Genomic DNA, 19,728 nt, shown 5'->3' with positions numbered 1-19,728 from the left:
GATGCACTCCTCTCTCTTACTTACTTAGATGGGCTGGAGCAGGACGGTCATGAGAAGGGCCGCGCCGGCTCCAGTCAGCGTCCACAGCAGCGACCACGGCTCGTTGGGACGTTGACTCGCCGGTAAGAGATGACTGGCTCCTAGATAGAGCAGGAAGCCACTGAAGAAGCCCAGGTAGCGCGGCAGCAGCGCGGTCGGCAGGCTGATCCAGATGGTCGCCAGGGCCCCCAGCAGGGGCGTGCAGGCGAAGAAGAGCAACCAGGCAAACGCCTGCCGGCGGCTGCTGCGGTTGGCCAATAAGAGGACGACGGCGTTGAGGCCCTCGACGAGGTTGTGGAGGATGATGGCCCCAGCCAGGAGCAGCCCAGTAGCCGGGTTGACGATGAAGCCAAGGCTGATGGTCGCTCCTTCGAGCAGGCGATGCAGCGAGAAGAGCAACACGGAGATAATGCCGAGGAGGGGCCGCCCCACGGTGACAGTCGAGGCCTCGCACTGCTCCGCTTGCCAGTGCAGGGCCAGCCTTTCAAGCAGATGAAAGGTGAAGAAACCGCTGGCCAGGGCGACAAAAGCCGCAAAGCGTTCGTTCGGTAGCAGAGTCAGCACACTGAAGAGGCGCGGCAACCATTGAAAGGCGGCCAGGCCGACGAGTGCGCCGGCGGCGAAGGCCATGACCTGCCGGAGCTGTTCCCGTTGCCTCAAGGCGACGATTCCTCCTGCACAGGTGGAGCAGAAGGCGATAATTGAGAGCAGAATGGTGCTCATCCAGGTCCTCACTCCTGAACTGGAATATGCCAATTGAGAGGCCTGCCGCGCTGTCAACGCCGGCACTGGCGCTGGCGCTGCGCCAGCAGGAAGGTCGCATCGTCCTGGCCCCTCCCCTAACAGTGATACCATATTGTTCCTTTTCAAAGCAATGCATTTCCAATGCTGTTGCTCCCGAAAAATAGCTTGCTTGGTGGAGGCCACGGCCAGAGGGCTGGCCCGCAGGCACAACAGCAGGAGCGCGCAGTGAGCGATGAGGCGGGGCTGGTGAAAAATGGGAGCGCAAGGACCGGGGGAGCACGTGGAGAGGAGGAAGGATGGCAAGACCGCTGGCGCCAGCGCCGTCGTGTCAGGCGCTGGGCCGGTTCGGTCAGGACTGCTCTGCCCTGCTCTCAGACGGCATTGGGGGCACTCAGCAAGGCATCGATGGCCGCGGTCAGTGTCTGAAGCTTGAAGGGTTTTTCGACGACCACCGCCCGAGGAGCGATGCTTTTGGCTTGCTCAATCTCGCTGGCTGGCGCCGCGGTGCAGAGAATAAGCGGCAGATTACGCGTGTGTGGATGGGCCCGGAGCTGACGAAGAACATCTTCGCCCGCCATATCGGGCATGTAGAGATCGAGGATGAGGAGATCGATCGGTAGAGAATCAGGAGCTGGCCCTTCGGCTTCCGTCCCAGCGGGTTTATCGGCAAGGAGAGCTTCTAGGCACTCGCGGGGATGTCGATAATGTACCACGCGATGACCAGCAAAATCTAGAAAGGTCACGCAGAGCTTCGCAATGCGCGGATTATCTTCCAGCAGGCCAACCTGCGCCATGTTGCTACCTTCTTATTTAAGAAAGCAGATCTGTTATCCGCTCTTCCCACAAAAGGATACAGACAACACCCTGCAAATCCGGTAATGCTTCTGCTTTGCTCAACACATCCCGTTCAAGATTGTAGTGTTCTTGATAGACGCATGTCAAGATAGTGTTGCACCAGCGCGGGGCACAAGGAGGTAGTTCACTTTGCCTCGACGGGCCGGCTTCGATGCTGTACAATGCCTTCAGACGAGGCAGTTTGCTGCTGCATTGTTGCCGTTCTGCCGCTCTGAGGCGCCGTTAGCACGTTGTTCTCATCCGGGTTCTGCCTCCATTCACATCAGGGGACTCTGCTTTGGCTCGGCCCAACCTGGTTGAGTGTGGCCAGTCGCGGCAGGGCAGGGGAAGAGACATAGCGGCGCAGGGGCGAGCCAGCCATCAGGATGCGAGTGTTACAAGGAACGTATGAGCGAGAGCGAACAGGAACAGAGCAAAACACTCCCCGTTAGCGTGGTCCGCTTCGGCCTGGGAAAGGAAATTCAGCTTTATCCAGAGGAGCTGGCGGTGGTGAAACGTGAGGAGGGGGAGGAGACGCGCATCCCACTGGCGCAGATTCAGCGCCTGATTCTGATGCCAGGCGACCCCAATCCCGCCAAGCTGATCTTGTTGGCCGATCTTGACGAGAACGAAACCGTCATGCTGGCCGAGGGAATGAGCAATGTACGCGATTTTCGTGCGATGCTGCCGCGCCTGCGCGAGCTGGCGCCCCATATTCAGTTTGATCCTCCCGATATGGAGGAGCAACTGCGCCAGGCGCTTAATACGCGCCGTGCCTGGACCTTGACCTGCTATGGCGCCATTCTCCTGGTCTGCATCTTACTCTATTTGATTTATTTGCTGGTAGCCTATATCGGCAGTCACCACCCATGAGCGCCTCGATCGCTACGAGGTGCTACCCACGGAGGAGCACCGCCTGCTGCTCCTCGCGCTCCTTGCCTCTACCTCTGGTCGGGAGACGGGGGTCCTTCCTGCTGGCGAGGAAGGAGGGCAGACGGTAGCTGCGGCTCTTGCTCCTCTCGCTGCGTGGGTGGCTGGTCACCGGGTCTCGCTGTGGGCCGCGCCACGCCAAGCAGCCCGCGCCGATGACGACGGTTGCTGCGCGTGAGCCAGTAGAGCAGGGCGAAGAAAGCAACAGCCAGGAGCAGAGGGGCGAAAGCGTTGGTATTCCAGCCGCCGCTGCTGCCTGGGAAAATATAGACATCATCTACAGCAGCGTAGAGCTGACTGTAGTCGCTGGCGCCCAGAGTCAGGGCGTAGACCTGCCGATTCCTGGGAAGGTCACCGCCGAGGACCGCGCTCCAGACCTGTCCGCTGTCGTTGCTGCGCAGGACGCCGATGCTGGTTCCCAGGTAAATAGTGGTCGGGCTGCGAAAGTCGACCAGGATAGCCCGCACGCTGACGCGCGCCAGGCCCTCTTGGTTGCGCTGCCAGCTCGCGCCGTTGTCGTGCGAGAGAAAGATGCCCTGATCGCTGCCAGCGAAGACCAGGTTCGGATCTCCTCCGCTGAGGGCCGCTGGACGCACGCGGTAGACGGTGATCCCCGCGGGCAGGCCTCGGCTGAGCGAGCGCCAGCTCTGTCCACCGTTGTCAGAGCGATAGACGCCGCCAACGGTGGCCGCCCAGAGTTGACCCCGATCGCTGACATAGGCCAGGTCATTGATCGGAAGGTTCGCCGGCAGTCCCTGAGAGGCCGCGTGCCAGTGTTCTCCGCCATCGCTGCTGACAAAAACGCCGTGGTGAGCAGTCCCAACGTAGAGCACACTGGCGCGCTCCACATCGATGGCCAGGGCCGTGCAGCTATCTGCCGGCAGTCCCTGATTGACTGTCTGCCAGTGCCCTCCCCCGTCGCTGCTGACAAAAACGCCGCGGCTGGTGGCTGCATAGAGGCGGCGCTCGCTGGCATCAAAGCTGAGGGCATTGACGGCCAGCGGCAGGGACAAACCCTGATTACGAGACAGCCAGTGCTGACCGCTATCGCTGCTGGCAAAGATGCCATCCCGGGCATCGCCGGCATAGAGCTGAGCCGGATCTGCAGCGTTCGCCACCAAAGCCCGGATGTGTTCGCGCTGCAGGCCGGTGGATTCCCAGGCACCGCCGGCGAGGATACCGCTGCTGGGAGCACAGGACGCCAGGAGCAGCAACAGCCCAAGTATCAGTGCCCGCAAGAGCAACGAGCGCAGTCTTCGCCACGACCGCGCCTTATGAACGACGGCGAATGACCCGCTCGACGTAGACAACCGTTTCTTGAATCTCATAGCCCCGTGGTAGCTTAGGGGCCTTCCCAGATGCCACCGGCCCCAGCGGCTTCAAATGGCTCAGCAGCGGCAGGGCCTGAGCAGCCTGGTGCCCTGCCCCGGCAGAGCGGACCAGAAGGGCGATCAGGCGCCGCCGGAGGAGCTCCAGGCCCACGCCCACAGCCAGGGCCCCTACTCCGGCGGCTACTCCTTGCACCGGACCGCGCAGGAGCGCCGGCCACTGCCGCCGCGGCGCCAGGGCTGGTCGCGGCCTGGTCACCAGGCTGCGGGAGACCGGTATGACCAGCTCAGCGCCGCAGGCCGGACAACGCTGGTCCTCCGGCGCGCAGCTGGCATGACATTCAGGACAGACCATCGCTCTCCTCCCTTACGTCCTTTGTGCCTGTCATGCTTGCTTGCCTCTTGCATACAGAAATAGAACGAGCCGTCGCAGAGCCTGGTTTCGCTCCTTGCCGATCTAGCCCTGACCGCCGCGGCCCCGCTCTTCCAGAATCTCTTCGAGCGCCGCGATGATCACGGCGTTCTCCTCGATAGTGTTGTAAAAATAAGGAGAGATGCGCACAAGGCCAGGGCGCGAATCGACAATAATATTGCGTTTGACCAGCTCGGCGACGATCTGCTCGGGCTGCTCCATCTCTAGCATGACGATCGAGTTGCGTCGCTCCGGCTCATGGGGAGCACGCACCTGCCAGCCATGCTCACGCGCCCGCGCAATCAGGTCATTGGTCAGGTAGCGTGTGCGCTCACAGATGGTCTCAACGCCAATCTCGCGCACAATCTCCATACCGGCGTTGGCAACGTAGACAGACGGGACCGCCGGCGTCCCCAGCTCGATCCGCGCCGCATCTTGGCGAAATTCCAGCTCCTTCGTCTTGAACTGGAACTGCTGACGATGGCCAAACCAGCCAGCGATCGTCGGCTCTAATTGCGAGAGCAGCCCCTCGCGGATATAGACAAAGGCCAGACCAGGGCCACCCATCAACCACTTGAGGGTGCCACTGACCAGAATATCGATGTCCATTGCTTCGACATCGATGGGGATCTGCCCCGTACCCTGGTAATCGTCGATCAGCAGATAGGCCCCCTGCTTGTGAGCAATGTCGGCCACCGCCCGCACATCCTGAATATAGCCGCTGGTATAGAAGACGCGCGAGGTGGCTACCAGCAGGGTGCGCTCGTCTACCTTCTCCTCAAACAGCTCAGGGGGCGTGCAGATGCGATCGGGGCTTTCGACAAAAACGCATTCAACACCTAGGCGCCGCTTGGCCAGCCACTGGTAGGCGAGGGTAGGAAAATCCATGTCGGCCAGTACCACTTTGTTGCGCTGGCGATAGTCGAAAGCACTGGCAATCGCCCCGAGAGCCACGGAGACATTGGGGGCAAGGGCCACCTCGTGCGGCTCTGCACCGATGATGGCCGCAAACTGGCGCCGCGCCCGCTCTAGCTCGCCCAACCAGATCTCGTACCAGGCGTGCGCTCCCCATTCATTCCAGCGCTCGGTGAATTCGGCCAGACGCGCCATCCCGCGCTGCGAGAGGGCCCCCAGCGAGCAGCTATTGAGATAGGTCTTGCGCTGGAGAATGGGGAATTCCTTTCGGTAGGCCTCTAGTTCAGGGTGCTCTACCGCAGGCGGTACAGGATACGGCACACGCGACGCATCCGTGGTCATGGCTGCTTGCTCCTTGCTTGCTCGTGTCTTGTCTTAGGCGGGCCACCCCTGGCCTCTGGGCAACGGCAGGGAGGGAAGCCTCAGCCACCAGCCAGCCGGGCCGGGCCAGGTGTTCGACTGACAGCAGGCTGTATGACCCGGCTACCTACCGGTCTTCATCTCAGCCAGATCGCGCTGGCCATAGCCAGAATGTGGCTTCGCTTGCGCTGCTGCCTTTGCTCCTGCTCTCTATCTATTCTAGCGCTGCTCGTGTACACAGGGGGAGAGCATGCTGGTCTCGCTTGGTGGCTTGTGCCTTTTCCACCTCCTCCACCTGATCAGCGCTAGCCCCTGTTGCCAGCCCAGAGTATACCAGATCCGCCGTCGCTTGTCTTCCCATCTCCTGGTGAGGCACAACCAACGGGGGAGACGGAACCAGCGATCAGGCAGTCGTCTCAGGTCCTAGGGACGCACATTGCGGGCCAGGGCACCGACGCTGCGCAGCAGCGAGACAGCGGCCCGTTCGACTTCGTCGACGCTGCTCCAGCGCCCGAGGGTAAGACGCAGGGCACCCAGGGCGCGTTCACGGCTCAGGCCCATCGCCATGAGGACAGGCGACGGGTCGGTGCTGCCCTCATGACAGGCGGAGCCCGTAGAAGCGGCCACTTCCGGCGTGGCCGCCAGAATCTCCTCGCCGCTGAGACCACTGACGCTCACATTGAGTGTGTTGGGCAAACGCTCATCGGGATGGCCGTTGAGCTGGATACGTTCGCCCAGGCTTGCGCGCAGGCGCTGCCAGAGCAGGTCGCGCAGACGCCGCAGCCGTGTCCCCTCGGAGGGCAGACGCTCAGCCGCCAGACGGCAGGCGGCGCCCAGGGCCACACAGGCCGCCACGTTCTCGGTTCCAGCCCGTAGGCCACGCTCCTGCCCTCCCCCATAAATGATCGGCTCCAGGTCAAGGCCCAGACCGCGACGCACATAGAGGGCGCCGACCCCCTTGGGGGCGTAGAGCTTGTGCCCGGCCACCGTGAGCAGATCTACACCCAGCTCGGCAACGGGAGTGGAGATCTTGCCCACACTCTGGGCAGCATCGCTGTGCATGAGCGCGCCGTAACGGTGAGCAATGGCCGCGATCTCAGCCAGCGGCTGCAGGGTGCCGGTCTCATTGTTGGCATGCATGATGCTGACCAGCACCGTGCTCCGATCAATCGCCCGCTCAACCTGTTCTGGGAAGACGCGTCCGTACTCGTCGACCGGCAGATAGGTGATGCGGAAACCGTGGAGCCGCTCCAGCGCACGACAGGTATTGAGCACAGCTGGATGCTCGGTGACCTGGGTGATGATGTGGTTACCCTGCTCCCGCCGCGCCAGGGCCACCCCCCGAATGGCCAGGTTGTCGCTCTCGGAGCCGCCCCCAGTGAAGATAATTTCTCCTGGGGTGCAGCCGAGCAGTGCAGCTACCTCAGACCGCGCGCGCTCGAGAGCCTGATGGGCCGCCCAGCCATAGCTGTGAGCGCTGGAGGGATTGCCAAAATGCTCGCGCAGGTAAGGGAGCATGGCCTCAACGACGGCGGGATCAATCGGCGTAGTGGCATTGTAGTCCAGATAGATCAGATCGGTACGTAGCCCTGGATGCCGCAGGCTCATGCTGGCTTCTGCCTCCTTCCTTCTCTCCTGATCCGGCCCTGTTCGCTCCCCTTGAGCAGATCAAGAGCGCCGGGCCCGCTCGGCCTCCAGCCCCTCCTGCAGCTCTCGCCACAGACCACGCACGGTCTCCTCGCTGGTACGCAGGTTGCCGATGGCGGCCCGCAGACTATATCTGCCACGCAGCCTGGTATGCGAGAGAAAGTAGTGACCCGCCCCGTTGATGCGATTGAGGAGGCGCTCGTTGAGGGCCGTCAGCTGCTCCTCGTCGTCAAGTCCGCGCGGATGGGCCCGGAAGCAGACGGTGCTGAAGGGCGCGGGCGCCAGGCGCTCGAAATCGGGCGCCTCGTCGATCCACTGGGCCAGGAGCTGCCCGAGACGAATGTGTTCGCGTAGACGCGCCTGAAGGCCCTCCTGCCCAAAGTAGCGCATGATCATCCACAACTTCAGCGCGCGGAAGCGCCGCCCGAGCGAGATGCCATAGTCCATGAGATTGGGAGCCTCCTCGTCGGTGCGCAGAATCTCCAGCACCAGACTGAAGGTGGCCTTGACGATCTCAGGCTTGCGGGTAAAGAAGACACTGCAGTCCAGCGGCGTGAAGAGCCACTTGTGGGGATTGACAATAAAGCTGTCGGCACGCTCGCAGCCGGCCAGAATGTGGCGATACTCCGGCAGCAGCGCGGCAGAGCCGGCGTACGAGGCGTCGATGTGCAGCCAGAGACCGTAGCGCTCACAGAGTTCAGCAATGGCCGGCACCGGATCGACACTGGTGGTGGAAGTGGTGCCAACGGTTGCGACAACGGCGAAGGGCCGCCAGCCAGCGGCCAGGTCCTCCTTGATGGCTCGCTCCAGGGCAGCAACGTCCAGGCGATACTCGTCGTCGACGGGAATCTTGCGCAGGCCTTCCAAACCAACTCCCAGGACGATGCCCGCCTTGTCAACAGCGGAGTGAGCTTCTTGAGAGGCATAATAGCGCAGACGCGGCACCTCGGGCCGCCCACTCATGCCGCGCTGACGGATCTGCAGATCGCTGAGGGCTTCGCGCGCCGCCGCCAGGGCGTAGAGCGTCCCGGCGGAAGCGGTATCATTGATGACGCCAAAGAGCGGCTCGGGCAGGCCGAGCATCTGTCGCAGCCAGTCGAGCGCCACTTGCTCTAGCTCCGTGGCAGCCGGAGAAGTGCGCCAGAGCATGGCGTTCACGTTGAGGGCCGCGGCCAGCAGTTCACCGAGAATGCCCGGGCCGGAGCCGGTAATGCCGAAGAAGCCCATGAAGCCAGGCGCGTTCCAGTGGGTAATGCCGGGCAGGAGAACGCGCTCAAAGTCAGCGAGGATGGCTTGCATCGATTCGGGCTGCCGCGGCGGCTGGGCCGGTAAGGCCCGCCGAATATCGCCCGGCTGCGTGCGCGCAAGTACGGGATAGTCGCCAACGTGCGCTAGATAATCGGCGATCCAGTCGACCACCTGGTGGGCATAGAGGCGAAAGCTGGCCGGGTCCATATCACCGGTCGCTTGCTCCTGTTGGGCGGGATCAAGGGTTGCTCGCTTCTGCTCTTGTTCTTCCATCGCCAGATTTCCTGCTCCTCTCAACATCGATCGGCCCGCCGCCGCCTGGCAGGTTCCCCGCTTGGAGCGGTCGGTTCCGCGGGCGCCGGGGACCTTGCTGGCGAGCCGCAGCACAGCCTGCTAGCGCATCTCCAGAGCTGGCACTAGACGTCTGGAGACGGGCGAAGACCGGTCGTTTAGATCTTATCACATCTGGCCACCAGGTGGGACAGTCCCGCTCCCGTTCAGAGCGTAGAGGATGCAGGCTGCCAGGCTAGCTGCCAGCGTCTTCTGTCGTGGAATCCTCGCGGTACCTGATAGAACAGGGGGCGATGGGCAGATCCCAGGAACAGATGGCGCTGAGCGGCCAGCCCTGGCCTGGCTGCCTGGCGCGTTGGCGCGCTCAGCTGAGGCCGAACTTCTGCGCCAGCTCGCGATTCGAAGGCTCTACGAGCACAGAGCCATCGGGGAAGACGATGGTGGGAACGCTGCGCAGGCCACCATTGACCTGCATGACGTAGGCGGCAGCCTGCTCGTCTTTTTCTATATCGATGTAGTCATAGGCAATGTGGTGTTCGTCGAGCCAGCGCTTTGCCCTACGACAATCACCACACCAGCTTGTCGCATATACCTTGATTTGCTGTTGGGTAATAGTCGAAGCGGTAGCGTGTCCTTCCACTGAGATAGCTCCTTGGGGATATGGTGATAGTGGAGTGCGGAACCCCGGGTTACATTTTATAAAAACACAGCCGGGGCGCTTCTCTATTCCTGAGTCAGCCCTCCAGACCCCAGGCGACCCTGGGCCGGCCTGGTCTGGTCCTGCTCTCCCAGCTCTGAGACACCCGGGCGCCTGCGCTCCCAGCCTGGGGTCTCCCCAAGCCTCTCCAGGTGGTGGCAACGGTAGAGCGAGATCCACAGACAGGCGACGCGACCTGGCCCTGGCCTGCAACCTTTCTCGCCGGCCAGGTGTTATAAAGAGCAGAGTCAAGCGAAAAGAAAGCACGCCTGCCTGGACAGGAGTGAGGCACAAAGAAGAGGAGGCCAGTACAAGCAGTGAAGCCGGCTGTCACCTTCATTCCCAGAGCGAGCAAATACCTGAGATCGGGCCTAGCGGCGCAGGAGTTCAGAGTAGGCCGGGGTTCTGGAGCAGGGCCATGCCCATGAATCGCGCAGATGAGGCAGGCCTTCATCAAGAGCAGGCGTTGTTGAATAGCTTGCTCGCCGATCTCGACCACTGCTTCGAGCAGGTAGTGCTGCACTATGAACAGCGCCTCTTTGCTTTCGCTCTACGGCTGAGCGGGAGTTACGAGGAGGCGCAGGAGATTACGCAGGATGCCTTTGTGCGCGCCTATCACGCGCTCAGCGGCTATTCTGTCGAGCAGGTACGCAGTCTGGCTCTGCGCGCCTGGCTCTATCAGATTGTGCTCAATGTGGCGCGCAATCGACTGCGCAAGCTCCGCCACCTGCCGACCTGTGTCTCACTGGAACAGGCCGGCACTGACGCGGACGAGGAGCTAGAGGGTGCACGCGCTGAAGGGCCCGAGGCCCACCTGGAAGCACGCGAGCGCCTGCTCCTGCTGCAACAGGCGCTTCTGACGCTACCGCTCGCCTACCGTGAGGTGATTGTGCTGCGCCACATCGAGGGGCTGAGCTATCCAGAGCTGGCGCGCCTGCTCAATCAACCGATTGGCACCGTCAAGGCCAGAGTCCATCGTGGCCTGGCGCAGCTGCGCCAGGTGCTTGCCCAACATCATGCTCGTGAGGTGCTCTATGACTGAGCAACAGTCTCGCAGCCTGTCACAAGCGCGACAACTGGTCCGCGAGCTGCGCACTTTCCAGCAGGAGGCCTCACCCCCACCAGCCCTGCGCTCCCGCGTATTGTTTCAAGTCGGGCTGGCTGACGGCTACCTGCGCTTCTCGTCGCCGATTGGACCGGTTTTCGTGGCGCTGAATGCGCGCGGGATCTCCGCCGTGGATTATGCAGCGGATGCCGCCAGCTTCGAGGCTCGCTTCCGCACGGAGTTTGGACGGGCCATCTTTCCCCTCGATCCCGCCGAGGCTCCAGCCTGGGTCGGGCAGATCGAGTCAGCCCTGCAGACCGGTCAGACGGCCCATCTGCCTTTCGATCTGCGCGGTCGCAGCCCCTTCGAACAGGCAGTCCTGTGCCGGACGCTGCTGATCCCCTCTGGCGAGGTGCGTCCCTACGCCTGGGTAGCGCGCGAGATCGGGCAACCACACGCCGTACGGGCCGTGGGCAACGCCCTGGCACGCAACCCTATCCCGCTGCTGATCCCCTGCCACCGGGTGGTGCGCAGCGATTGCCAGATCGGCAACTACAGTCTGGGCGGCCCGCTCAATAAACGGGCATTGTTGGAAGCCGAAGGAATCGACCTGGCCTTGCTAGAGCAGCTCTCCGCCAGGGGGGTGCGCTACATCGGCAGTACGACTACCCATGTCTACTGCTTCCCGACCTGTCGCTACGCGCGCCGGATCGCTCCAGAACACCGCCAGCCCCTGCGCTCGCCCGAGGAGGCAACACGCCTTGGCTATCGCCCCTGCCAGCACTGTCGTCCTGCCCCCCCGGCGAGTCCAGACATCAGTCTCGCCAGCGAGTAGTCAGGGGGAGGCCAGCCAGCGCTCACTCAGCTCGCGCTGGCCCCCTGACCCAGACGCTCCAGAAGACGCTCCAGCAGGCGCCGGCCACCGCTGGCGACGAGACGCGGGCTGCGTGCCATAATTCCCATGAGCAGGCCCGCGGTGAACTCGCCACGCATAGCCTGGGCCCACTGGGCCGGTGTCAGGCGCCGGAGCAGGACTAAGGCATCGTCCCACTGTTCATCACGATAGGCCGCAATGTGACGATTGATCAGATAGGCCAGCTCCATCTCGCGCCCAAAGCGCGCCCGCCAGCGACGGTCAAAGCGCTCCAGGAAGGCCGCCGAGGTATCGCCCTCCTCGATCGCCTCCGCCGCCACCTCTCCCGCCAGACGCCCGGCGTAGATGGCAAAGCGAATGCCCTCACCTACCAGCGTCGACCCCTGCCCCCCAGCATCGCCCGCCAGCAAGAGGCCAGCGGTGGAGAAACGTTCCGCTGGCCCTTCCGCCGGGAAGAGACCCGTGTGATACTCCACAGGACTGGCACCGCGCAACTTTTCCCGCAGGCGCGGCTCCTCGCGGAGCACATACTCTAGATAGAGGCGTGCATCGTCTTCGCTATCCGGATGGATCACCCCCACCCCGACACGAACCCGCCCCTGCCCACGTGGAAAGACCCAGGCGTAGCCGCTGGGCGCAACCTCACTCCCCATTAGCAAATACAGCTCCTCCTGGGGATAGTGCGGCGCATAGAGATCGTACTCGGCACCGTAGCCATAGCGCCGGAAGGCGCCGCCGAGTCCTGCTCGCACGGCTATATGACGTGCCATGCCAGTGGCATCGATGGTCACTTTGGCCCTGACCATGAGACGACGTCCACGCTCGTCGCGCACCGTTACGCCGCGCACCTCCCCCTCCTCAAGCAGCACTTGATCGACCACATGGCGCAAGCGCAGCTCCGCCCCCGCGGCGATGGCTCGCGCCGCCAGGTACTGATAGAGGCCGCGCACATCGAGGACACAGGCCACCGGCGGATCATAGCGCAGCGCCACCTGCTGCCGAGGCGAGAGAAAAAACACCTGCGGGATCGGATGATAGAGCTGGGCGGGTACGCCCAGCTCCTGCATATCCTTGATCCAACTTCCGCCACTGGTATGGACCGGATAGCCGATCTCGCTCTGCCGTTCTAATACGAGCACCCCCAGCCCCTGGCGCGCTACCGCCTCTGCGGCGGCCAGACCCGCCGGCCCTCCCCCCACAACAACAACGTCCCTGGACTCCTGCATAGGCACCGTCCTCTCCCTTTCTTGATCAATCAGCTCCCAGACAACGCTCAACTGGCCGGCCTACCAGGAGGGCTAGCGAGCGTTCTCCGTGCGGTGAAACTCCTCGGCATAGACTAGCTGATGCCGCGCCCCAGACTCCTGGGCCCCACGACGCACGCGCTCCGCTACCTGCTCAAAGTGGTCTCCAACCTGACTGGCATGAGCCTGCAGCGCCCGCAGCTTCAGCTCAATGGTCTCGGAGATATCTTCGGCATGATTAAGCACGGGCGCCCCCACAATGTAGACCTCGCGCACCCGATGCGGCTGCAGTCCCTCGGCCAATAGCTCTGGGAAGTCCCAGGCATTCTGCGAAGCGGGATAGATCGCCTCCAGGGCCATCCGCCCGGCGGTCAGATGATCTGGATGATAGCGGCCCAAAAAGAGCACTGGCGACCATGAGCGCTCGGGCGATTGACAGACCACGCGCGTGGGGCGATATCTGCGCAGGAGACGCACCAGCTCGCGCTTCAATTCGCGCGTCGGCTGGAGCTGCCCGTCGGGATAGCCGAGGAAAATGACTTCTTTGACCCCCAAAATCTGACAGGCAGCCCGCTGCTCGGCCTGGCGCGTCTCGATCGTACGCTGCCGGGCCTCTGCACTGACGTCCTGCGCCTCGTCCGGCCCTCCCCCTCCCCCATCGGTACAGATGACGTAGTAAACCTCCCATCCCTCGCGCACCCAACGCGCCACAGTGCCGCCACAGCCGAATTCTGCATCATCGGGATGAGCCACAATCACCATTGCACGCTTCGCTTGCTCTTTCGATGTCTCAACTGCTTCTTGTTGTCCCTGCATCAAAAGACACGCTCCTCTAGGATCTCAAAAGGCATCGGGGAAGTCGGCCTTATTGTACCACGCCCGCCTCTCTCTGCCTATTGCTGAGCCATCGCGCTGCCCTGCCAGCCGGCCACAAGAGCCATCTCCCACCCCCGGAGGGGAGGAACGAGCCTTGCAAAAAGCGCTCGTCCTATCCCCCAAGAGGGCAGCGAGCGTCACAGGCCAGGTGGTACTTTCCTGCTAGAGAGGGCCGGGGACCACAAAAATCTATTAACATGAAAGCATCCTATTTCAATGCTATCTCGCCTTAACGGTCAAAATCTGTGGAAGGGAAGTACACAAAAAGACGTATGCAGTTTACTAGACAGGCCCAACAGCAACCACAACAATTAATGACCTGTCCCCAGTGCGATAACGTCGTGCCCATTGGTGCACCCTTCTGCAATATCTGCGGGACACGTCTCTATCCGCCGCCCACAACTGCGCAGGCTTCAGCGGCAGCTGCCGCCTCCGGTGCTGCGGCCTCCGCCGCCACCACCCCCGCGCAGCCTGGCGCGGCCCCTACAGCTCCAGCGCCGCCCGATTCCTACGATGAGGAGGAAGACGAAGAGGAAGAAGATTACGAATATGAAGAAGGGGAGGAGGAAGAGGAAGGAGAGAGTGGAAAGGCCACCCAGACGGCAGCTCCCCCTCCCGCTCCGGGTGAGATCCATAGCCTGCTCCAGCGTCTGGAGGAGCAGGTCGGTCAGATCGATGTTTATTTCCCGGCCAACCTCCCCGATAAAGCACAAAAGATCAATGCCTGGAAAAAGCAGCTCCAGCGTGCCTCGGCCTGTGCCCGCTTACTGGAGCGGCCACAGATCCAGCAGATCGAGTCGCAGCAGGCCCTGCGTCTGCGCCACCACATCGCTGAGGCGGCACGCGCTCTGGACTATACGCGCGAGTATACCGTCAAGCTGGTCGGGCACGCCGGCGCCGGCAAGAGCACGCTCCTGGCAGCCCTGATCGGACGAGATATCTTCCCACGCCTGGCCGGAGGCGCCGTCACAGGGGTGCGCACGCGCGTGCGTCTCTGCCGCGATGATGAGCCGGAGGAAATGCACGTCCACTTTCTGACACGGGCTGCCTTCGGCCACCTGCTCAGCCAGACCCAGCAGGCCATCAAGACGGCACCAACGCAGAAGATGCGCGAGGCCCTGGCTGCTGAGCTGAATATCCTGCTCAAAGCGAGCGAAGCCTTTGGCGATACTTATCTGAAGGATGACCAGCCCTACGTGGAGATCGTGCCACGCGAGCGCTGGAAAACGGAAAGCCGCCGCTATATCGAAGAGCCGGCCCGCGATAGCGAGGAGCCGCGCCTGACCCGCGTCATCGACTATGTGGAGTACCGCGTTCACGCGGGACCGCGCTCAGTGCTGCCACCCAACAGCGTCTTGGTCGATTTGCCCGGCGGCGCCGCCGGTCAGATCTATCACGACCTGATGCTGCGCGAGGAGCTGAAGCAGGTCGACGCCCTGCTGCTGGTGATCGGCAACAACCGCTTCGGCGACGATGAGCGTATCCAGCGCATCTTTGAGGAGGTCCGCCAGGCAGTCCTGCAGAACCGCGCCTTCGACGTGGCCAGCCGCATGCTCTTCCTGGTAGTGACGCACTGGGATGAGATTAATTCTCCTGCCAGCCAGGAGAAAGCCCTCGGCAGCCTGCGCCCCTTCCTGCGCGAGCTGCCCCCCGGCTACGCGAGCTACCATCGCCACGGTTCACGCCATACCTATTTCTTCTACCCGCTGCGCGCCCTCGATGCCCTGCTGGCAACTCTGGGCCTGGCCGGCACCTCCCTGGATGAGGAACGGCAACAGGAGGGCCGCGAGTACGCCGGTCGCCTGCTGGGAGTCTACCCCGAGTTGCTGAAGGTGGCCCCCTCGCTGCCGCCTACTACCAGCGCTCAGGAGTTTGAGCAGGTGACGCGCGAGCAGCATGAGGCCATGCTGCAGTACAGCGGCCTGCCCGAGCTGACACACGACCTGCAGGTCTTTTTAACGGAGAACCGCTATGAGGTGCAGCTGCGCCACGCGGAGACGCAGCTGGCAATGGCGTTGCAGCTGACGGAAGATCTGTGCTGGGAGCAGATGAGCCAGCTCGGCGTCGAAAGCCACGACCTGCAGGAGCTGCAGCAGGAAATGCGTTCGCGCCAGGCCCGCCGCAGCGCCGCTCGCTTCGAGCACCTGCAGCGCCGCACCAACGCCATGCTCGATGCCTGGAACGACGCCCTGCGCCAGTTCGATTCAGCGATCAGCAGCGAGAAGAGCGTCTTCCAGCGCGTGCTGCAAACGGCCCACGAGCGCGCCGCTCAACGCGTCAAGATCCGCATCACACAGGGCCACTTCGATCACTATATCAAGGTTGGCAACCGCCGCCCCGAGGACTCACCAGCGATGGAGATCGGCAACCGCTGGACAGATATCGACGGCTGGGGCCTGATTAAGGCGCTGCGCCAGAGCCTGTGTATGGCCCTGGAGCGCGAACTGAATGACCCCGCCCGGACGCTGGCCGAGGCTTTCTTGATGCCCATTGCCTACAAAGAGGAAGTCGACGGCTCGCTCGATATCAATCGGGTGGCTCTCGGTGAGTTTGGCGGCGAACTGGATGAGATTCAGAAAGCCTACAATAAACTGAAGCGCAGCATCCGCGAGAAGGCCCGCGATATCTGCCTCTATGTGACCCTGGGCGAGCTGCTCAATGAGGAGAAGTATGCCCCAACCCGCGAGAATCCGGCGGTGGGCGCGCTCTATCGCCTGACGAACGCTCAGGGAAAGGCCGAGGAGATCATTCAGCAGGCACGCCGACTGATGGCGCCGATTCTCGACACTATCTGCAACGGCCTGGCTCGCAGCACAGAGCAGCGCATCGCGCGCCTCTTCCGCTATGAGCTGGATAAGCTTCAGGAGCGCCAGGTCTACGATAGCGATCGCCTGGAGGCTCAGCCGGTGTCGCAAAACGGTACGTTCTCGGATATCGTGACGCGCCTCTACAGCCATCTGACCGAGCGTGTGCATACTTCGGAGGCGCTGCGCCAGCAGCTCGATAACTTGCAGGCGCAGCGTGAGGCCGCGCTGGATCAGTGGGTTGATCTGATTCAGGAGGTGGAGGCGCTCAAGACAATTCATCGCCAGGAGTAAGCGGCCTGGAGAATAAATAGCGCCCGAAGATGCCCCGAGCTGAGGCCTAACCTAACCTGGCCCGGCTCGGTGGCATGTCCATCCCTTTCTCCCGCCAGGAGATGAAATATTTCGCTCTCGAGCTGCTCAGAGGAAGCTGGCCCCCCTCGTTCTACAAGCAAGCAAGATAAAGAGGGAGGGAGAGCGCTCAGGGCCGCGCCTCTCCCTCCCTCCCTTTTCCCTGTTCCCCACGACAAACCCGCCTCCAGGATCACGTCACATCTCAGTCCCCCCAGGGCCCGCTTCCCATTGTCACCCCCCGCGCATTACGATAGCTGCCCCAGGCTCCAATCCCGGTGAATATCGCGTTGAGATGCAATGAAGATCTAGCAGAAGTCGCTCCTCGGAGTTGAGAAATATTCATATGACGCTCGTAGAGCCACCGCCCCTTCTTCTTATCTTGCCCGGCAGACTCCCTGGTCGTTCTCTCCCCATCAAAATGGATGAGAGTCAACAGTATAGCTTCAGCCGAGATAAAACATCTACTATCTATCAATCCCTGACTGCACAAAAAAATACTGGTACCTGTGGCCTATCTATTCATCCAGATAGCAAGCATACAGCGTAACGTGTTTATGTAGTCCAGCCCCTGTCAGGCGCCCGCTAACCAGGGTGGTCGATCAGACCACCCCGGCTTTCTCGAAAAGGTGGCAGAGCTGGACCAGGTCTTGGAGAGAGAAGGAGGTCAGACATGCACGGTCTGATTTTTACAACCTGGGAAAAGTATCTCGGTGAGCGCTTCGGCGGTGGCCTGTTGAGCGCCTACCGCGAGGCCATCGGTGAATCGCCGAGCGCCACGCCCCTGGTGAGCCGCTCCTACGACGATGGAGCGCTTCTTGAGGGCGTAGCAGCGGCCAGTCGCCTCAGCGGTCTGTCCCCTGATCAGCTGCTGCGCGAATATGGACGCTACTTTATGCTGAACAGCCTCACCGGCCATCTCTGCAAGTATATCCTCTCGGGCGTCAGCAGCGCCTATGACCTGCTGCTCACGATGCGAGATGTTCATAGCCGTCTACGCAAGACTGCCGCGGGTCTGACCCCGCCGCTCTTCAACTATGAGTTCGCCTCTCAAGAGCGGAGCGTTATCCTGATCTACGATAGCCCGCGGCAGCTATGCGCGGTCCTCCTGGGGGCCATCGAGGGCGCCGCCGAGCGCTACGGAGAAGAGGCCTCGATTTATGAACACAGCTGCATGAAGCGCGGTGATCCCGTGTGTCGCATTGCCGCTACTTTTGCCCGTGATACCAGAAGCGCAGAGCAGCTCTCAGAGCAGGCGCGCGCTAATGCCTTCGAGCAGCAGGCGCACCAGAATGCGATGCGCGAGCTAGGACGAGGCATTCTGACGATTCTGCCCACGGAGCCGGCGCAGGCCTTGACTCTGCGCGAAGTTCGTCAGGCGCTGGCACAGCGCTACCGTCTGAATCCCACCTACCAGCGCCCGGCGGTGCTACTACAGGCCCTGCGTCATCTGCAGTTTGCCGGCTATGTGGCTGCGACGAGTGGGGAGCTGGAGGACAACCTGACGACCCGCCGCTACTGGCGTGTCAGTACTTACTGGGACTACTGAGGCTGGCTGACCGCGCTGCTCTGGCTTGTCGGCGTGCCGAGGGCGATCGGCACCCCAGATCCGCAGAGATCAGACGATCTCTCCTGGCCGCTGTGTCGCCTACAGTTCGGGCGTCGGCAAGCCATGACAGCTCAGAATGAAGAAAAGCTCTCCCCCGTGGTGCAGGTTGTGCTCGATGAGATGCCAGATGACTTCCTGGCGCGTATAGCTATAAGGTCCGCTACGCCAGAGACCCGAGAAGCCGGTGGCCAGGTCGGCCAGCGTCCAGCGCGCGAGCTGCTCGTCGATAATTCGCCAGGTGGTCTGCAATCCCGCGATGAGCACCGTTACGGGTCCATTGGGAGCTTGCTTGCTCCAGCGGGCGTAAGGCAGCAGTTGCCCTGGCTCAACCTCCATGACTCCTCCAAACCAGCCGGCCCGCACCGCGGTAATATGAACGACGATCTGGCGGATGCTGCGCAGGTGAGGCGCAACGCGGAGCTCTAGCTGCTCCTCGTTGAGCGGGGCCAGGGCTTCCACCAGCAGCCGCTGATAGTGGCCCCAGCCACAATAGATCTCTGCCAGTGTCATTCCTCCGGATTGGCTTTGTTCGGTCTCTGTCATCCTTTACTCCTTCTTCTCTGATCTAATCCACCCTTCGCGTGTGAAGATCGGCTTCCTCCCTCCGTCTGCAGAGCGAAGGAAGAGCGTCTAAGTGTCAGATTAGTAGGAATAGCGGACATTCTCGATCCTAAAATCAGCTACTTTCACCTGAGCGACGGTGATGATAAAACGGTGCTAGATGAGAACGCGGGCGAAGTCGCAGGGCGGTTGTCTGTCGCTTTCTAAGCCTTCTCTTATTCCCGGCACCTGGCTCGGTTCCAGCATGATGCTGGGCTGAAACGCTTCCCTGGCAGAAGGGCGTGATAGGGATGGAGATGATCAAGTCAGGAGAAGAGAAGACAAAAACCTCAAGTACGAGCACACTCGTTGTAGCGCACTATCCTGTTGGCTCTCGCCTGGAGAGGAGAAGAGTGTTTCATGACGAACTGGAACGCTGCCGATATTGAAAAGGGCCTGAGCGTCTATAGCGCCGACCAGCACCGCCTGGGCCAGGTAGTGGCTATCTACCCTGAGAGTTTGCGGGTGCGCCGTGGGCCGTTGCTGTTCTGGACAGATCGTTTTTATCCCTATACGGCCATCGCCACGCGCCAAGATCAACGTCTGATTCTGAAGATGAGCGCCTCCGAAGCCGGGGAAGGACAGTGGCGCAAACGCCCAGCCTATGGGAAGCATCCTGGGGATGTCCTGCAAACCTTCTACGATCGCGGTCACGGGGTCGAGGACCCCTTCGATCCCGAGCAGGGCTGAGCCAACGCTCCCAGCAGGCCCTTGGGCCGTGCGTGGGCCTGCTACCTGTTCTGGCCGCTTCGGGCGTCTTTAAAGGGTAAGCCTGCTGGGGAGGGGCTGCCCGGTGGCCGGGAAGAAGCCAACGGCCAGAAAGAAGATACGGTTAGAACCTGAGAGAATTTAAGGTAAACACCTGATGTTGGCTAACCTG

17 protein-coding genes are annotated in these 19,728 nt (G+C 62.1%); 6 read left to right on the top strand and 11 right to left on the bottom strand.

The features are described 5' to 3' along the window. Window positions 1-24: 24 nt before the first annotated feature. Entirely contained in the window at window positions 25-762 is a 738-nt protein-coding gene (locus A4R35_RS02890; RefSeq protein WP_189361259.1) for a ZIP family metal transporter, read from the bottom strand. A 392-nt stretch (window positions 763-1,154) separates the two neighbouring features. Further along, the gene (locus A4R35_RS02885) at window positions 1,155-1,577 is read right to left on the bottom strand and encodes a response regulator (protein ID WP_112426363.1); all 423 of its coding nucleotides are present in this window, start codon (window positions 1,575-1,577) and stop codon (window positions 1,155-1,157) included. A 448-nt stretch (window positions 1,578-2,025) separates the two neighbouring features. On the opposite strand from A4R35_RS02885, the gene A4R35_RS02880 reads away from it, so the two are divergent. Then, the gene (locus A4R35_RS02880) at window positions 2,026-2,490 is read left to right on the top strand and encodes a hypothetical protein (RefSeq protein WP_112426361.1); all 465 of its coding nucleotides are present in this window, start codon (window positions 2,026-2,028) and stop codon (window positions 2,488-2,490) included. A 68-nt stretch (window positions 2,491-2,558) separates the two neighbouring features. Here the strand turns inward: A4R35_RS02880 and A4R35_RS02875 are convergent, their stop codons facing one another. The 6 genes from A4R35_RS02875 to A4R35_RS02850 all read right to left on the bottom strand — a co-directional run bounded on the left by A4R35_RS02875 (window position 2,559) and on the right by A4R35_RS02850 (window position 9,388). Continuing rightward, window positions 2,559-3,785, bottom strand: a complete 1,227-nt coding sequence (locus A4R35_RS02875) for a WD40/YVTN/BNR-like repeat-containing protein (protein ID WP_146747096.1) — start codon at window positions 3,783-3,785, stop codon at window positions 2,559-2,561. 34 nt (window positions 3,786-3,819) lie between these two features. Further along, window positions 3,820-4,230: a hypothetical protein gene (locus A4R35_RS02870; protein ID WP_112426357.1), complete on the bottom strand. Its 411-nt coding sequence runs from the start codon at window positions 4,228-4,230 to the stop codon at window positions 3,820-3,822. 102 nt (window positions 4,231-4,332) lie between these two features. Further along, the gene (locus tag A4R35_RS02865; protein ID WP_112426354.1) at window positions 4,333-5,544 is read right to left on the bottom strand and encodes an aminotransferase class V-fold PLP-dependent enzyme; all 1,212 of its coding nucleotides are present in this window, start codon (window positions 5,542-5,544) and stop codon (window positions 4,333-4,335) included. Between the two features lie 441 nt (window positions 5,545-5,985). Next, complete coding sequence (locus tag A4R35_RS02860) at window positions 5,986-7,170, bottom strand: cysteine desulfurase family protein (RefSeq protein ID WP_112426352.1); 1,185 nt, start codon at window positions 7,168-7,170, stop codon at window positions 5,986-5,988. A 60-nt stretch (window positions 7,171-7,230) separates the two neighbouring features. Next, window positions 7,231-8,730, bottom strand: coding sequence for a pyridoxal phosphate-dependent decarboxylase family protein (locus A4R35_RS02855; RefSeq protein ID WP_112426350.1), 1,500 nt, complete (start codon window positions 8,728-8,730; stop codon window positions 7,231-7,233). A 382-nt stretch (window positions 8,731-9,112) separates the two neighbouring features. Further along, complete coding sequence (locus tag A4R35_RS02850) at window positions 9,113-9,388, bottom strand: mycoredoxin (RefSeq protein WP_223258162.1); 276 nt, start codon at window positions 9,386-9,388, stop codon at window positions 9,113-9,115. 481 nt (window positions 9,389-9,869) lie between these two features. Here A4R35_RS02850 and A4R35_RS24125 point away from each other — a divergent pair, with 481 nt between their 5' ends. Both A4R35_RS24125 and A4R35_RS02840 read left to right on the top strand, forming a co-directional pair. Continuing rightward, the gene (locus A4R35_RS24125) at window positions 9,870-10,487 is read left to right on the top strand and encodes an RNA polymerase sigma factor (protein ID WP_189361258.1); all 618 of its coding nucleotides are present in this window, start codon (window positions 9,870-9,872) and stop codon (window positions 10,485-10,487) included. Further along, the gene (locus A4R35_RS02840) at window positions 10,480-11,325 is read left to right on the top strand and encodes a methylated-DNA--[protein]-cysteine S-methyltransferase (RefSeq protein ID WP_112426346.1); all 846 of its coding nucleotides are present in this window, start codon (window positions 10,480-10,482) and stop codon (window positions 11,323-11,325) included. The genes A4R35_RS24125 and A4R35_RS02840 overlap by 8 nt, the downstream gene beginning before the upstream one ends. A 26-nt stretch (window positions 11,326-11,351) precedes the next feature. On the opposite strand, the gene A4R35_RS02835 is transcribed toward A4R35_RS02840, so the two are convergent. Next, window positions 11,352-12,590 (bottom strand): NAD(P)/FAD-dependent oxidoreductase, encoded by a 1,239-nt coding sequence (locus A4R35_RS02835; RefSeq protein WP_112426344.1) that lies wholly within the window; start codon window positions 12,588-12,590, stop codon window positions 11,352-11,354. A 72-nt stretch (window positions 12,591-12,662) separates the two neighbouring features. After that, window positions 12,663-13,424, bottom strand: coding sequence for a PIG-L deacetylase family protein (locus A4R35_RS02830; RefSeq protein WP_112426342.1), 762 nt, complete (start codon window positions 13,422-13,424; stop codon window positions 12,663-12,665). A 332-nt stretch (window positions 13,425-13,756) separates the two neighbouring features. Between A4R35_RS02830 and A4R35_RS02825 the strand changes: the two genes are divergently transcribed. Together A4R35_RS02825 and A4R35_RS02820 are read left to right on the top strand one after the other, a co-directional pair. After that, the gene (locus A4R35_RS02825; RefSeq protein ID WP_112426340.1) at window positions 13,757-16,582 is read left to right on the top strand and encodes a dynamin family protein; all 2,826 of its coding nucleotides are present in this window, start codon (window positions 13,757-13,759) and stop codon (window positions 16,580-16,582) included. Between the two features lie 730 nt (window positions 16,583-17,312). After that, the gene (locus A4R35_RS02820; RefSeq protein ID WP_112426338.1) at window positions 17,313-18,188 is read left to right on the top strand and encodes a heme NO-binding domain-containing protein; all 876 of its coding nucleotides are present in this window, start codon (window positions 17,313-17,315) and stop codon (window positions 18,186-18,188) included. A gap of 99 nt (window positions 18,189-18,287) precedes the next feature. Here A4R35_RS02820 and A4R35_RS02815 read toward each other — a convergent pair whose 3' ends face one another. After that, a complete protein-coding gene (locus A4R35_RS02815) occupies window positions 18,288-18,791 on the bottom strand; it encodes a DinB family protein (protein ID WP_112426336.1) in 504 nt (167 codons plus the stop codon). Window positions 18,792-19,208: 417 nt separating this feature from the next. Between A4R35_RS02815 and A4R35_RS02810 the strand changes: the two genes are divergently transcribed. After that, window positions 19,209-19,538 (top strand): hypothetical protein, encoded by a 330-nt coding sequence (locus A4R35_RS02810; protein WP_112426334.1) that lies wholly within the window; start codon window positions 19,209-19,211, stop codon window positions 19,536-19,538. Window positions 19,539-19,728 lie beyond the last annotated feature (190 nt).

It is taken from the genome of Thermogemmatispora tikiterensis (assembly GCF_003268475.1).
GTDB classification, from domain to species: Bacteria; Chloroflexota; Ktedonobacteria; order Ktedonobacterales; family Ktedonobacteraceae; genus Thermogemmatispora; species Thermogemmatispora tikiterensis.
This window is presented reverse-complemented; position numbering and strand designations above follow the sequence as displayed.

What these genes read in the sequence shown, in the direction of transcription:
- A4R35_RS02820 (WP_112426338.1), top strand. Translation starts at nt 17,313, where the DNA reads ATGCACGGTCTGATTTTTACAACCTGGGAAAAGTATCTCGGTGAGCGC.
- A4R35_RS02860 (WP_112426352.1), bottom strand. Translation starts at nt 7,170, where the DNA reads ATGAGCCTGCGGCATCCAGGGCTACGTACCGATCTGATCTATCTGGAC.
- A4R35_RS02885 (WP_112426363.1), bottom strand. Translation starts at nt 1,577, where the DNA reads ATGGCGCAGGTTGGCCTGCTGGAAGATAATCCGCGCATTGCGAAGCTC.
- A4R35_RS02865 (WP_112426354.1), bottom strand. Translation starts at nt 5,544, where the DNA reads ATGACCACGGATGCGTCGCGTGTGCCGTATCCTGTACCGCCTGCGGTA.
- A4R35_RS02890 (WP_189361259.1), bottom strand. Translation starts at nt 762, where the DNA reads ATGAGCACCATTCTGCTCTCAATTATCGCCTTCTGCTCCACCTGTGCA.
- A4R35_RS02880 (WP_112426361.1), top strand. Translation starts at nt 2,026, where the DNA reads ATGAGCGAGAGCGAACAGGAACAGAGCAAAACACTCCCCGTTAGCGTG.
- A4R35_RS02835 (WP_112426344.1), bottom strand. Translation starts at nt 12,590, where the DNA reads ATGCAGGAGTCCAGGGACGTTGTTGTTGTGGGGGGAGGGCCGGCGGGT.
- A4R35_RS02830 (WP_112426342.1), bottom strand. Translation starts at nt 13,424, where the DNA reads ATGCAGGGACAACAAGAAGCAGTTGAGACATCGAAAGAGCAAGCGAAG.
- A4R35_RS02840 (WP_112426346.1), top strand. Translation starts at nt 10,480, where the DNA reads ATGACTGAGCAACAGTCTCGCAGCCTGTCACAAGCGCGACAACTGGTC.
- A4R35_RS02825 (WP_112426340.1), top strand. Translation starts at nt 13,757, where the DNA reads ATGCAGTTTACTAGACAGGCCCAACAGCAACCACAACAATTAATGACC.
- A4R35_RS24125 (WP_189361258.1), top strand. Translation starts at nt 9,870, where the DNA reads ATGAATCGCGCAGATGAGGCAGGCCTTCATCAAGAGCAGGCGTTGTTG.
- A4R35_RS02810 (WP_112426334.1), top strand. Translation starts at nt 19,209, where the DNA reads ATGACGAACTGGAACGCTGCCGATATTGAAAAGGGCCTGAGCGTCTAT.
- A4R35_RS02870 (WP_112426357.1), bottom strand. Translation starts at nt 4,230, where the DNA reads ATGGTCTGTCCTGAATGTCATGCCAGCTGCGCGCCGGAGGACCAGCGT.
- A4R35_RS02855 (WP_112426350.1), bottom strand. Translation starts at nt 8,730, where the DNA reads ATGGAAGAACAAGAGCAGAAGCGAGCAACCCTTGATCCCGCCCAACAG.
- A4R35_RS02815 (WP_112426336.1), bottom strand. Translation starts at nt 18,791, where the DNA reads ATGACAGAGACCGAACAAAGCCAATCCGGAGGAATGACACTGGCAGAG.